The sequence below is a fragment of the Citrobacter sp. Cm038 genome (genome assembly GCF_030333105.1).
In the GTDB taxonomy this organism is placed as follows: Bacteria; Pseudomonadota; Gammaproteobacteria; order Enterobacterales; family Enterobacteriaceae; genus Citrobacter; species Citrobacter murliniae.
Map to the genome: position 1 here is coordinate 394,149 of NZ_JAOWGO010000025.1, position 13,942 is coordinate 408,090.

11 protein-coding genes are annotated in these 13,942 nt (G+C 51.2%); 7 read left to right on the forward strand and 4 right to left on the reverse strand.

Annotation, left to right across the window (positions count from 1 at the left end; genetic code table 11):
• Window positions 1-2 precede the first annotated feature (2 nt).
• Both OGY01_RS21310 and agp read left to right on the forward strand, forming a co-directional pair.
• Window positions 3-710, forward strand: a complete 708-nt coding sequence (locus tag OGY01_RS21310) for an ArsR/SmtB family transcription factor (RefSeq protein ID WP_286493650.1) — start codon at window positions 3-5, stop codon at window positions 708-710.
• Between the two features lie 87 nt (window positions 711-797).
• A complete protein-coding gene (gene agp / locus OGY01_RS21315) occupies window positions 798-2,039 on the forward strand; it encodes a bifunctional glucose-1-phosphatase/inositol phosphatase (protein ID WP_286493651.1) in 1,242 nt (413 codons plus the stop codon).
• A gap of 36 nt (window positions 2,040-2,075) precedes the next feature.
• Here the strand turns inward: agp and OGY01_RS21320 are convergent, their stop codons facing one another.
• Together OGY01_RS21320 and wrbA are read right to left on the reverse strand one after the other, a co-directional pair.
• On the reverse strand, window positions 2,076-2,303 hold the full coding sequence (locus OGY01_RS21320; RefSeq protein ID WP_003036015.1) for a YccJ family protein: 228 nt from the start codon (window positions 2,301-2,303) through the stop codon (window positions 2,076-2,078).
• A gap of 20 nt (window positions 2,304-2,323) precedes the next feature.
• Window positions 2,324-2,920: an NAD(P)H:quinone oxidoreductase gene (gene wrbA / locus OGY01_RS21325; RefSeq protein WP_045441508.1), complete on the reverse strand. Its 597-nt coding sequence runs from the start codon at window positions 2,918-2,920 to the stop codon at window positions 2,324-2,326.
• A gap of 385 nt (window positions 2,921-3,305) precedes the next feature.
• On the opposite strand from wrbA, the gene OGY01_RS21330 reads away from it, so the two are divergent.
• The 3 genes from OGY01_RS21330 (at window position 3,306) to rutR (ending at window position 5,251) form a co-directional block, all read left to right on the forward strand.
• Window positions 3,306-3,479 carry a con-10 family general stress protein gene (locus OGY01_RS21330; RefSeq protein WP_045441510.1) on the forward strand — a complete coding sequence of 58 codons (174 nt, stop codon included), beginning with the start codon at window positions 3,306-3,308 and terminating at the stop codon, window positions 3,477-3,479.
• A gap of 160 nt (window positions 3,480-3,639) precedes the next feature.
• Window positions 3,640-4,554: a DMT family transporter gene (locus OGY01_RS21335; protein ID WP_045441512.1), complete on the forward strand. Its 915-nt coding sequence runs from the start codon at window positions 3,640-3,642 to the stop codon at window positions 4,552-4,554.
• Between the two features lie 58 nt (window positions 4,555-4,612).
• Window positions 4,613-5,251 (forward strand): HTH-type transcriptional regulator RutR, encoded by a 639-nt coding sequence (rutR, locus tag OGY01_RS21340; RefSeq protein WP_045441513.1) that lies wholly within the window; start codon window positions 4,613-4,615, stop codon window positions 5,249-5,251.
• Here rutR and OGY01_RS21345 read toward each other — a convergent pair.
• Window positions 5,248-5,643 (reverse strand): lysozyme inhibitor LprI family protein, encoded by a 396-nt coding sequence (locus tag OGY01_RS21345; RefSeq protein ID WP_048222731.1) that lies wholly within the window; start codon window positions 5,641-5,643, stop codon window positions 5,248-5,250. The two genes, rutR and OGY01_RS21345, sit on opposite strands and share 4 nt — an antisense overlap.
• A gap of 803 nt (window positions 5,644-6,446) precedes the next feature.
• Complete coding sequence (gene putA, locus OGY01_RS21350) at window positions 6,447-10,409, reverse strand: trifunctional transcriptional regulator/proline dehydrogenase/L-glutamate gamma-semialdehyde dehydrogenase (protein WP_286493652.1); 3,963 nt, start codon at window positions 10,407-10,409, stop codon at window positions 6,447-6,449.
• Between the two features lie 422 nt (window positions 10,410-10,831).
• Between putA and putP the strand changes: the two genes are divergently transcribed.
• The gene (gene putP, locus OGY01_RS21355; protein WP_286493655.1) at window positions 10,832-12,340 is read left to right on the forward strand and encodes a sodium/proline symporter PutP; all 1,509 of its coding nucleotides are present in this window, start codon (window positions 10,832-10,834) and stop codon (window positions 12,338-12,340) included.
• 335 nt (window positions 12,341-12,675) lie between these two features.
• A complete protein-coding gene (locus OGY01_RS21360) occupies window positions 12,676-13,851 on the forward strand; it encodes a DUF2920 family protein (protein WP_286493656.1) in 1,176 nt (391 codons plus the stop codon).
• Window positions 13,852-13,942: the final 91 nt, after the last annotated feature.

Consider the following 13,942-nt stretch of genomic DNA (forward strand, 5'->3'; position numbering starts at 1 on the left):
TAATGGCATCGGTAATGCTCAATGATGAAGAGGGCGAGCTGGAGTCGCGGATGGCGCTTACTGCGGCAGTGATGGCCGATAAATCGCGCTCGCGCATGTTGTGCGCCCTGATGGATGGCCGAGCCTGGACCGCAACCGAACTTAGCGCTGTGGCTGATGTGTCAGCTTCCACCGCCAGTGCGCACCTGGCGCGTCTGTGCGAGCAGCGATTCGTTGTTGCGCTCGCTCAGGGCCGGCATCGTTATTTTCGCCTCGCAGGAACGGAGATCGCCGAACTGCTGGAACGTTTGATGGGGGTGGCATGGGCAACATCAACGCCACGAAAAATTACCACGCCGCTGAGTTTGCGGCATGCCCGAACCTGTTATGACCATCTGGCCGGTGAAGTTGCGGTAATGCTTTTTGATACGCTGATTGCCCGGCAATGGCTAACGTCTGATGGCGAAACGCTGACCAAACTTGGGCAGGAAATGCTGACGGAGATGGGGATTGTCCTGGCTGTGGGTTCATCCCGGCGAAAATTCAGCTGCGGCTGCCTGGACTGGAGTGAGCGACGCTACCATCCAGGCGGTGTGCTCGGCGCAACGCTTCTGCGTTGGTTTTCCGAACAGAAGTGGATTAAAACGCAGTCGGGCAGTCGCCATGTCACCTTCACTCCGCTTGGGATCCGCAAACTCCAGACGGAATTTGGCATCAAAGTTGTGCGGTAGATCTCCTGTTTTGCGAAAGCGTTCCCGGAAAAATGACATATTTCTGTCACACTCTTGAGGAATTGATAACAACAAGAGGTCGTAGGGATGAAAAAGTCGTTAATTGCCGCCGCCGTGGCAGGTGTTGTCTTATTGTCATCCGCCGCACAGGCGCAGACAACGCCGGAAGGCTATCAGCTTCAGCAAGTATTGATGATGAGTCGACATAACTTACGTGCACCTTTAGCCAATAATGGCAGCGTTCTTGAGCAGTCTACGCCAAAGCAATGGCCACAGTGGGAGGTTCCGGGTGGCCAACTCACCACTAAAGGCGGCGTGCTGGAAATCTACATGGGTCATTACATGCGTGAATGGCTGGCAGAGCAGGGGATGGTGAAATCCGGTGAATGTCCGGCCCCTGATACGGTGTATACCTATGCTAACAGCTTGCAGCGTACGGTCGCGACCGCACAATTCTTCGTGACCGGTGCTTTCCCTGGGTGTGATGTTCCGGTGCATCATCAGGAAAAAATGGGCACCATGGACCCAACCTTTAATCCGGTTATCACTGATGATTCCGCCGCTTTTAGTCAGCAGGCCGTTCAGGCTATGGAAAAAGAGCGCAGCAAAATGCAGCTTAATGACAGCTACAAGTTGCTTGAGCAAATGACAAACTATAAGGACTCACCGTCCTGTAAAGAAAAACAGCAATGCTCCCTGATCGACGCCAAAGACACGTTCAGCGCGAAGTATCAACAGGAGCCCGGTGTTTCAGGACCGTTGAAGGTGGGTAATTCGCTGGTGGATGCGTTCACTTTGCAATATTACGAAGGCTTCCCGATGGACGATGTGGCCTGGGGTGAGATTAAATCCGACCAACAGTGGAAGGTGCTGTCGAAACTGAAAAACGGCTATCAGGACAGTCTGTTCACCTCGCCGGAGGTTGCACAGAACGTCGCTAAACCGCTGGTGAAATATATCGACAATGCGCTGGTGACTGAACGGACGAAAGCGCCGAAAATTACCGTGCTGGTGGGGCATGATTCAAACATTGCCTCGCTGCTAACGGCGCTGGATTTCAAACCCTACCAGTTACACGACCAGAACGAACGTACGCCGATCGGCGGGAAAATCGTCTTTCAACGCTGGCACGACAGCAATGCTAACCGTGACCTGATGAAAATTGAGTATGTGTATCAGAGTTCGCAGCAGTTGCGTAATGCGGAAGTTCTGACGCTAAAATCCCCGGCACAGCGCGTGACACTGGAACTGAAAGGTTGTCCGGTTGATACCAATGGATTTTGCCCCATCGATAAATTCGATAGCGTGATGAATGAGGCGGCTAAGTAAAGAAAACTCCCCCGTGGAAGCGGGGGAGTCAGAGCGCTAGACGTTTTTACGTTCGATAGTCTGTTCACCCCAAAAGAGTGAATCTTTGTCAGTTTTCTCAAAGGCTTTGATTAGCACTTCGTCGCTACCTTCTTCCCAAATTTTTTCCGCCAGTTTCTCGTCATAGTGGGCGACTTCAAAAATGGCTTCGGCTATTTCCGGCGATGTATTGCGCAGACTTGCCCATTCGCCGACGCGATGGGCTTTCGCTTCTTGAGTTGGCATTCGAATCCTCCTGTTGAAGATTAGCCGTTGAGTTTTACTGCCAGGCCTGCGACATATTCCCCCTGGTAACGGGCAATAGATAATTCTTCCTGGCTTGGCTGCCGTGAGCCATCCGCTCCGGCAATCGTGGTGGCACCGTACGGAGTTCCGCCGCGTACTTGTGAGACATCAAACAGTTCTTGCGCGGCGTATCCAATAGGAACAATCACCATTCCGTGGTGGGCAAGCGTAGTCCAGGTCGATGTAATGGTTTGTTCCTGACCGCCGCCGGTTCCTGTCGAGCTGAATACGCTGGCAAGTTTGCCGTAAAGCCCGCCAGAAGCCCACAGTCCACCGGTCTGATCCAGGAAGGTACGCATCTGACCGGACATGTTGCCAAAGCGTGTGGGGGTACCGAAAATGATGGCGTCGTAATCAGCCAGTTCCTGCGGGGTTGCGACTGGTGCGTTTTGTGTTTTACCGCCCGCCTTAGCGAAGATTTCCGGCTGCATAGTTTCTGGCACACGCTTAATAATAACTTCTGCGCCATCCACTTTGTTTGCGCCTTCTGCGACTGCATGGGCCATGGTTTCAATGTGTCCATACATGGAATAATAGAGCACCAGAACTTTTGCCATTTTACACTACTCCTCGATTTAACCGTGTCCGTAGCGATTCGCTACCTACCTTTAAAGATATGACGTACTGCCAGGAGTGCAAATTTCACAATCATTTCTTTGATTTATAACAATTTTTATAACACGGGTTTTTGTTGCAAAATGATACATTTTTAAGCTGGTGGATTTTAGCTGTCATAAGAAAGACTTATTGATTTCGCTCTGTGATTATCTTCGTATTACTACCGATCCTGTTGCAGAATATTACCGTTAGCAGGTCGTCTGGTCAGGCTTCACTATGCTTAATCCCACGCAGTGATAATCAGGGCAATGCCCAAACGCTGCGTGAGGTATCACTCCTCAGCACCTATGCAATATGATGTCTAATCAATGACGGAGGTCAGTAATGGCAAACCATCGAGGCGGTTCCGGTAATTTTGCGGAAGACCGCGAAAGAGCATCAGAAGCAGGTCGAAAAGGTGGCCAGCACAGCGGGGGCAACTTCAAGAATGACCCGCAACGCGCTTCAGAGGCAGGCAAAAAAGGGGGCAAAAATAGCCACGGCAACACGAAACCGTAATTGCCGTGCTGTCTGTTAGATATATCGTGACGGCTGAGCTTTCATCGCCAGACGTTACATCGCCACCGCCGCCGGTTCTTCCGGCGGTTTTTTTGTATGCAAGGTTGAACTGTAACAAAACACAACGCAGACTAATGACATTCGGTTAATTGGGTGTCTCATGTCATTACTTTCTCGTTATTCCTTCTCTGTTAAACCCCAGGAAGCGATCCTCATTGTGATCACCATGTTCTGGGGGGGAACGTTTTTGGCGGTGCAGTATGCCGTCACGATGAGTGGTCCCTTCTTCTTTGTTGGCGTGCGCTTTGCTACAGCGGCGCTTGCGGTGGCACTACTGTCGTTACGCACATTACGTGGGTTGACATGGCTGGAAGTAAAAGCGGGTGTGGCGATCGGTGTATCCATTGCGCTGGGTTACAGCCTGCAAACCTGGGGGCTACAGTATATTCCCAGCAGTAAGTCTGCATTTATTACCGCCATGTATGTACCACTGGTGCCGCTTTTACAGTGGCTGTGCCTGGGCCGCATGCCGGGACTGATGCCGTGCGTCGGGATTGTACTGGCATTTATTGGGCTGATATTCCTTGCCGGACCTGGCGGTAATTTACTCGCTCTCGGTGAAGGGGAGTGGATCACGCTCGCCAGCGCGGTGGCGATAGCCGCAGAAATTATTCTGATCAGCGCATGGGCTGGGAAAGTGGATGTGCGGCGAGTCACGGTGGTGCAACTGGCAACTGCTTCAGTGGTGGCGTTTATTGCTATGGTTCCGGCGGGAGAGTCCGTACCGCCAGCGTCGACAGGGTTACTGGTCGTTGCTCTGGGGCTGGGTATTTTTAGCGCGATTATTCAGGTAACGATGAACTGGGCACAGCGCAGCGTATCTCCGACACGCGCCACGGTTATCTATACCGGAGAACCTGTGTGGGCGGGGATCTTTGGTCGCCTTGCCGGTGAACGCTTACCGCTACTGGCTTTGTTAGGCGCTGCTTTTATTATTGTTGGCGTCCTGGTCAGTGAACTGAAGTTCAATAAGAAAAAAGCCATACCGCAAGACGCGCCGCCGGAGTCGCTTTAATGTAACCATTCACCGCGTGATTTGTTATGCTGACGCCCTCAAAACAAGGAGAGGGCGCATGGCTCAACGCGCAGAGAAAAAAACAGGTAAACGCTCGCAGGCCGTCAGTGCTAAACGTCAGGCCATTTTAACCGCTGCATTAAATATCTTCTCCCAGTACGGGATCCATGGCACGCGTCTGGAGCAGGTGGCAGAGCAGGCGGGCGTGTCAAAAACCAATTTGCTCTATTACTACCCGTCTAAAGAGGTGCTGTATATTGCCGTTCTGCGGCAGATCCTCGACATCTGGCTGGCACCGTTGAAGGCTTTTCGTGAAGACTTTGCGCCGCTGGTGGCAATTAAAGAGTATATCCGTCTCAAACTGGAAGTTTCCCGCGATTATCCTCAGGCTTCCCGACTGTTTTGTATGGAGATGCTGGCGGGAGCGCCGCTGCTGATGACTGAGTTGACGGGCGATCTTAAAACGCTGATTGATGAGAAATCCGCACTGATTGCCGGATGGGTAAAGAGTGGGAAGCTGGCTCCGGTCGATCCGCATCATCTGATCTTTATGATTTGGGCTTCAACACAGCATTACGCTGATTTTGCCCCACAGGTAGAGGCAGTGACCGGCGCAACGCTGCGTGATGACGCTTTTTTTAACCAAACGGTTGAAAGTGTACAGCGGATGATAATCGAGGGGATCCGCGTGCGTTAACCGGCGGGCGGTAACGGGCAGCTTAAATCACCTTCTTCACACTGCAGGAGCGAGGCGAGAAATGCTTCGCGTTCGTTGGTTTTATCCATCAGACACTGGCTGGAAATCATCGACTGTACGCTGCCGCCTTCCGCACCGGAACTGATTAACGCGCAGTCAGCATCCCGCAGAGTTATCCACGCCACTTGCGCTTTTTTTAGCAGATCACGCTGAGCAGGCGCGGCGCGCTTAAGTGCATTCTGATAAGTATCATTTAGTTTTGCGTCAGCCGCTTTGAACTGCGCGGCAGCGCAGGTGTTCATTTCAATTTGGTTATTGGCGTTGGCACAGTCATCAGCCAGTGCCTGGCTGCTGAGCAACAGTGCCGCACATGTCAGTATTATTCGTTTCATGCTTCCCTCTGGCTGCATAAATAAAGTTCCGTTACCGGAGTAATGTCGTTCAGTTAACGAAGACGAATGCCATAACGATAACTGTAAGTAGAACATCCGGAGGTAATGAATCTGTTGCCACCGTATATTGCTACGTTCACCCTATGTTTGTCACTTCTCTGAAACGATACTACCTGTGAACGTGTTAAGGGTACTATCGCCGTACCCTTAACAATCCCGGCTCCCGGCGGGAAAATTGCCACTTCGTGGTTCCCTCCGCTTATTCCTTCAGGCTACCGGGCCGGGCGCGAGGAAACTTCCCTGTAAAACGCGCCCTGAACCCGCATCCCTGCGGGTTCTCCCGGCCTTACGGAAACACGGCGGCAATTTTCAGCCGGACCAGGCCCTCTTTGACACCTGTATTTTTATTTGAATATGTTTGAACAGCAAAACAGATTTAACTGAAAGTCAGAAAGTTGAAGCGATGCCTCCGGTCCGGCTGAAAATCGATGAGGCGTTGACGGCTGACCGGGGCTGCCCGCAAGGATGCGGGCAGAGGGGACGGCCTGCAGGGATGCAGGCTCGGCCCCGACCCGACAGGCAGACGGAATAAGACGAATAACTCGCGCAGCGACGATTTTCCCGCCGGGAGCCTGGGTTGCAAGGGAGGCGGCGGTGAGCCTCCCTTGCACGTTCACGGGTATCTGCGCTTCAGAGAAATGACACCGCTGAGGTGAACGGAACCCTGAGCCGAAATCACATGTTCTCCATAATGCTTAACGGACAAGCATTACCCGTTACCGGAGCCTTAATTAACGCCCGCCTTAGCCGATTGTCATCAGACTGGCATTACCCCCGGCGGCGGCGGTATTGACGCTCAGCGAGCGTTCAATATACAGCCTCTCCAGCAGAATGTTGCTTTCGCCACGGGCAAACCCTTGTACCGAGACAATCGCCCCTTCCCGCGCAGCGACTGCTTCACACAGCGCACGCAACTGGTCGGAATCACCGTGGAAGATAACCGCATCGAACGGTTGCGCGGTAAGGTTATCGGTTTTGGCAAACTGAATGCGCCCGGAAACAGCCGCAGGCAGACGCTTTGCCAGTTCACGGTGGAAAGCATCGTCTGGCCACAGGATCAAACTGCCAACAGATGTCACGGCGGCAACCTGCACCAGCGCATCCTGCTCGTCATCCGCAATACACAGTACGCGTTCACGTGGCAGCAGCGTCCAGGTGTTGCGCTCCCCGGTAGGACCCGGCAGCAGACGCTGAGTCCCGGCCTGCGCCAGTTCGGAAAATTGCTGACAGAGCGCATGCAGTGATGGGCGGTCGGCTGCCCACCCGGTGAGCGCATCAAGAGGCTGAATAAGCGCCGCTTTGAGCTGAGCATCAACAGGATAATCCGCATCCTGGCGGGCAAGCGTTACGCCCAGCGCATTTTCTGGGCGGTTTGCCAGCAGGCGATACAGATAGAGCGGGCCACCCGCTTTTGGACCGGTTCCTGATAAACCTTCACCACCAAATGGCTGTACGCCGACTACTGCGCCAACCATATTGCGGTTGACGTAGAGGTTACCTACATGCGCCGTACCGGTGACCTGGGCGATGGTTTCATCAATACGGGTATGCACGCCCAGCGTCAGACCGTAGCCGGAGGCATTAATCTGCTCAATCAGGCTGCCCAGATTGTTACGGGTGTAGCGCACGACGTGCAGTACCGGACCGAACACCTCTTTATGCAACTCGTCGAAGCTTTCCAGTTCGATAAGCGTGGGGGCAACAAAGGTTCCGGTTTGCCATTCACGCGCATCATCACTGTTTTCACGCACGGCCTGGAATACCGGGCGACCTTTGGCGCGCATCGCCTGAATATGGCGCTCAATATTCGCTTTGGCTTCAGCATCGATAACCGGCCCAATATCGGTCGTCAGGCGACCCGGATTGCCCATCCGGCATTCCGCCATTGCGCCGCGCAGCATTTTCAACGTGTGATCGGCGATATCATCCTGCAGACACAGTACCCGTAGCGCCGAGCAACGCTGTCCTGCGCTGTCAAAGGCAGAGGCCACCACATCCACAACAACCTGTTCTGTCAGCGCAGAGGAGTCCACGATCATCGCGTTCATTCCACCGGTTTCAGCGATAAGTGGGATCGGGCGACCCTGAGCATCAAGACGGGTGGCGATATTGCGTTGTAACAACGTGGCGACTTCCGTGGAGCCAGTGAACATCACGCCGCGTACGCGTTCATCGGATGTGAGTTGCGCCCCGACGGTTTCACCCTGACCAGGCAACAACTGCACCACGCCCGGCGGCACACCGGCCTCCAGTAAGATGGCGATGCCCTGGGCGGCAATCAGCGGGGTTTGTTCCGCAGGTTTTGCCAACACGCTGTTACCCGCCGCCAATGCGGCAGCAATCTGTCCGGTGAAAATTGCCAGCGGGAAGTTCCATGGGCTGATGCAGACGACCGGGCCTAACGGACGATGCGTTTCGTTGTCAAAATCATCACGAACCTGACCTGCGTAATAGTGCAGGAAGTCTACGGCTTCGCGCACCTCAGCAATGGCGTTGCTAAAGGTTTTACCCGCTTCACGCACCAGAATACCAATCAGTTGTTGCATCTGGCCTTCCATCAGAATGGCGGCACGCTGCAGAATAGCGGCACGTTCCTGTGGCGGTGTTGCGAACCAGATCGGGGCATTATTTACCGCGCTCTGTAACGCCTGCTCTACTTCAGCATGGGTGGCTTCGCGTACATAACCCACAATATCTTTGGGTTCTGCCGGGTTAATGACGGGGATCATTTCTCCGTCTGCTACTGAATGCTCCAGTATTGGTTTGGCATGCCATTTTTGCAGGGCACTATTGAGCAGAGCAGAGGACAGCGAGGCCAGACGATGTTCGTTCGCAAGATCCAGTCCGGCTGAGTTATCGCGCCCCTTGTCGTACAGGTCGCGCGGTAGCGCAATCTTCGGATGTGGCAGACCCGCCTGGCCTTCCTGTTGTGCCATTTTTTCAACGGCTTCGACCGGATCGGCAACCAGTTCATCCAGTGGCAAGGTGGTGTCTGCAATACGGTTAACGAACGAGGTGTTAGCCCCGTTCTCCAGCAGACGACGCACCAGGTACGCCAGCAGCGTTTCATGGGTCCCCACCGGTGCGTAAATACGACATGGGCGGTTTAGTTTGCCGTCCGCCACTTTGCCTGTGACCTGTTCGTACAACGGCTCACCCATACCATGCAAGCACTGGAATTCGTACTGTCCAGGGTAGTAGTTCTGACCCGCCAGCTGATAAATCGCAGCCAGCGTATGCGCGTTATGGGTCGCGAACTGAGGGTAGATCAGGTTTGGTACGGCGAGCAGTTTTTTCGCACAGGCCAGATAGGAAACGTCGGTGTAAACCTTGCGGGTATAGACCGGATAACCTTCCAGTCCATCCATCTGGGCACGCTTGATTTCGCTGTCCCAGTACGCACCTTTAACCAGACGGATCATCAAGCGACGGCGGCTGCGTGTTGCCAGATCAATCAGGTAGTCGATAACAAACGGGCAGCGCTTCTGATAGGCCTGGATAACAAAACCGATACCGTTCCAGCCTGCCAGTTCAGGTTCAAAGCAGAGTTTTTCCAGCAGGTCGAGGGAGATTTCCAGGCGATCCGCTTCTTCAGCATCAATATTGATGCCGATGTCGTACTGGCGCGCCAGCAGGGTTAGCGACTTCAGGCGCGGATACAGCTCATCCATCACGCGATCGTACTGTGCGCGGCTATAGCGCGGGTGCAGCGCTGACAGCTTGATCGAAATTCCCGGACCTTCATAAATCCCACGACCGTTAGAGGCTTTACCAATGGCGTGGATCGCCTGCTGATAAGAGACCATATAGGCCTGCGCATCGGCGGCGGTCAGCGCGGCTTCTCCCAGCATGTCATAGGAGTAGCGGAAGCCTTTATCTTCCAGCTTGCGCGCATTCGCCAGCGCTTCTGCGATGGTTTCTCCGGTGACAAACTGCTCGCCCATTAAGCGCATCGCCATATCGACGCCTTTACGCACCAACGGTTCGCCGCTCTTGCCGATGATGCGGTTTAGCGAGCGTGAGAGGCTGGCTTCGTTATGCGTGGAGACCAGGCGCCCGGTAAACAGCAGACCCCAGGTTGCGGCGTTCACGAACAGGGACGGGCTGCGGCCAATGTGCGACTGCCAGTTGCCGTTGCTGATTTTGTCGCGAATTAACGCATCACGAGTGGCTTTGTCAGGAATACGCAGCAGCGCTTCCGCCAGGCACATCAACGCAACGCCCTCCTGTGAAGAGAGAGAGAACTCCTGCAATAATCCCTGTACCATGCCGGCACGGCCGCTGGCGGTTTTCTGGTTACGCAGTTTGTCAGCGAGTTGATACGCCAGCTTATGAGCCTGTTCCGCGATCGGCTGCGGCAGACGAGCCTGCTCCATCAGCATCGGTACTGCGTCAGTTTCAGCGCGGCGATACGCGGCGGTGATGGCCGCGCGTGAGACAGACTGAGGCAGGATCTGTTCGGCAAACTCCAGGAAAGGCTGGTGTGTTTCATTCTGATGCGCGGTGGTTTCATCGCTCTCGTTCGCTGCACCAGCCAGCAGGGCAGGTAGCTCAGGAAGGGCATCGTCATTTTCCAGTCTTTCGAGATAATTAAAGATGGCTTGCTTAATCAGCCAGTGCGGTGTGCGATCGATTCGTGATGCTGCTGTTTTAATACGCTCGCGTGTGGCGTCGTCCAGCTTAACCCCCATCGTGGTGGTTCCCATGCCGTTTACTCCTGTTGTACTGAAATACGGGTCTGATAGTTACCGAGAAATATCTACCATGTTGCAACTTTGTGCAACCGTGTTAAATGTGACCTGGTTTGCAAGCTTGAAAATGAATGAAATGTTAATAAATATTGTTCTTATGATGAGCGTTGTAAAAATAACGAAATCTTTTTCTCTGCGGTAGTTAACACTTTTTAAAGGTGCAACCGAAAAAAATGTGAGGGAGTGCAACCTCCAGAAAAATGCTATCCAATCTGGATCAAATTTGATGTAAATGATGTGTTAAATCGATTGTGAATGACCATCGCTTCCGGCAGGATACGGTCGCCCTGGTAAACATAGATATCTTCGCCACGTTCCGGCAGGGTAATAAAACGGCAAGTCACGACATTGCCGATACATAATTTTGGAGAGTTTTGATGGCTATTAGCACACCGATGTTAGTGACATTCTGTGTCTATATTTTTGGCATGATATTGATAGGGTTTATTGCATGGCGTTCGACCAAAAACTTTGATGACTATATTCTCGGTGGGCGCAGTCTGGGGCCATTTGTAACCGCGTTATCCGCCGGGGCATCTGATATGAGCGGCTGGCTGCTGATGGGGCTGCCAGGCGCGATTTTCCTGTCGGGTATTTCAGAAAGCTGGATTGCTATCGGCCTGACATTAGGCGCGTGGATCAACTGGAAGCTGGTGGCGGGTCGCCTACGTGTTCACACTGAATACAATAACAACGCCCTGACGCTACCGGATTACTTTACCGGTCGTTTCGAAGATAAAAGCCGTATTCTGCGTATTATCTCCGCGCTGGTTATTCTGCTGTTTTTCACCATCTATTGTGCTTCAGGTATTGTGGCAGGGGCGCGTCTGTTCGAGAGCACCTTTGGCATGAGCTATGAAACTGCTCTGTGGGCCGGTGCGGCAGCGACAATCATTTATACCTTTATTGGTGGTTTCCTCGCGGTAAGCTGGACCGATACCGTGCAGGCCAGCCTGATGATCTTTGCTCTGATCCTGACGCCGGTGATGGTCATTATTGGCGTGGGCGGATTTGAAGACTCGTTGGAAGTGATCAAACAAAAGAGCATTGAGAACGTGGATATGCTCAAAGGACTGAACTTTGTTGCCATCATTTCCCTGATGGGCTGGGGTCTGGGCTACTTCGGCCAGCCGCACATTCTGGCGCGCTTTATGGCAGCCGATTCCCACCATAGTATTGTTCACGCACGCCGCATCAGTATGACCTGGATGATCTTGTGTCTGGCGGGCGCGGTCGCAGTTGGTTTCTTTGGTATCGCTTACTTCAATAACAACCCGTCTGTGGCGGGGGCGGTCAATCAGAACGCCGAGCGTGTGTTTATTGAACTGGCGCAAATCCTGTTTAACCCATGGATTGCCGGTATTCTGCTGTCTGCCATCCTTGCGGCAGTGATGTCGACGCTGAGCTGCCAGCTGTTGGTGTGTTCCAGCGCGATTACTGAAGATTTGTACAAAGCGTTCCTGCGTAAAAATGCCAGCCAGAAAGAACTGGTGTGGATTGGGCGCATCATGGTGCTGGTTGTCGCGCTAATCTCTATTGCGCTGGCGGCAAACCCGGAAAACCGCGTACTTGGTCTGGTGAGCTACGCCTGGGCTGGTTTTGGTGCGGCGTTTGGCCCGGTCGTGTTGTTCTCCGTCATGTGGTCGCGTATGACCCGTAACGGCGCGTTGGCAGGGATGATCATCGGTGCGGTGACGGTTATCGTCTGGAAGCAGTTCGCGTGGTTGGGTCTGTATGAAATCATCCCTGGCTTCATTTTCGGCAGCATTGGGATCGTCGTCTTCAGCCTGTTGGGTAAAGCGCCATCTGCGGCAATGCAGAAACGTTTTGCCGAGGCGGATGCCCACTATCACTCAGCGCCGCCGTCACGTTTACAGGTAGAATAACCTGCCCAACATCTCTAAAGCTCGCTGCGTGCGTAACACCGTTCACTTAAGGTGCTTTGAGTGAACGGGATACTGGGTGTTGACGTATGACGTACGCCACGCAGTAGAAGTGTAAGTAAGCAAAAAACTAGCGGACAGCCTGATCATTTCTTACAGCCAGGGGCTTCCGCTCACTGGAATGAAACCACCCGTTAAGCTCAATTCTCCTAACGCGGGAAACTACCGTTTTCCAAGCGGACCCCATTAAAAGCAACACTCCCACATCCCCTTTCTTAAGTTTATAAAAAAAAAGTCGCTTATGTTGTTGGAATCAAACAAAGGAGATTTTACAAGCGATGGTGCAAAACATAAATAAAACATTCATTTCAAATGCTGATATAGAATTATCTTCACAAACAGGAACCAGAACTTGCTCTTACCATATATGTAACCCTAAAAAAGACAACTTAATCCTTGTTTATATACCAGGGTTCGGAGGGGATCTAGGTAATTACTCTCATGGATTATGCGAAAAAATAGCTGAAACATATGACATAACAACAATGACTGTAGAGTATTTTTGCTATCATTCAAGACCAAATGTCGGTGGAAAAATATCATTTTCCGCATTTGATATAGCTCACATAAACAGTCTTGCACGACATTTTTTTATTGATGAATCTGAATCTATCAATAAAAAAATATCACTAATAAATGAAAGCGCAAAAAAAAATAACACTGCATCTCAAATTTTTGCGATGATTGAGCCAAAAAATAATGAATATCAAAATTTCGGATTGCTACCTGCGCTTGATATAATAAATGCAATTAACGATGCTATATTAAATTTTGAAATGGAAAATAGCAAAATAATATTAATTGGATCTTCATATGGTGGCTATATTGCAAACATGGTTGAAAAAATAGCACCAGGTTTAGTTAATGCCATTATCGACAACTCATCATGGAGCTCTCCAAACATGAAGTACTTAATAGGTAGAGAGCTTAACAACACTGAGTTCCGACAACAACTTAGCAGCAATATAATTATGGACCTGTATGTTAAGTCTCCATGGACCCTGACTAAAGGATTACCAAACACTCTATCAAAAAGTAGAATACAAATACGGTCATTTGATCCTGATCAATTATCCCAGATGATTAATCAAGGTGGAGGGCAATGTTTATATGTTTTTTATCATTATATAAATGATAATATTGCGCCGGCAAAAGATAAATTAGAAATGATTCTTCTACTTCAACAACACAATAAAGACAAAATAACATGTAGAATATTAAAAAATAAAAATGACATAGATGGCGTATTGATTAAATCTCTTGAGCATGGACTTGGTATGTCTATGGTTGAATTATTCAAAAAACATTTCCCATTAATAAAAGATCAAATCAAAAATCAACATCGGACATTAAAAACACAATACTTGTGTGATGATTTAATATATTTATTTAATAACTCAACATTACCGGTAACAGTAACCATACAAAGTCGCTCAAATAAGGTGAGTGTTTAATTATTAGAACAACCTTCGTCATAAACTATAAGATTCAATCATCTGGAAAATCCATTCGAGATGTAGTGACCGCTGGAAGCAGGAAAGTGAA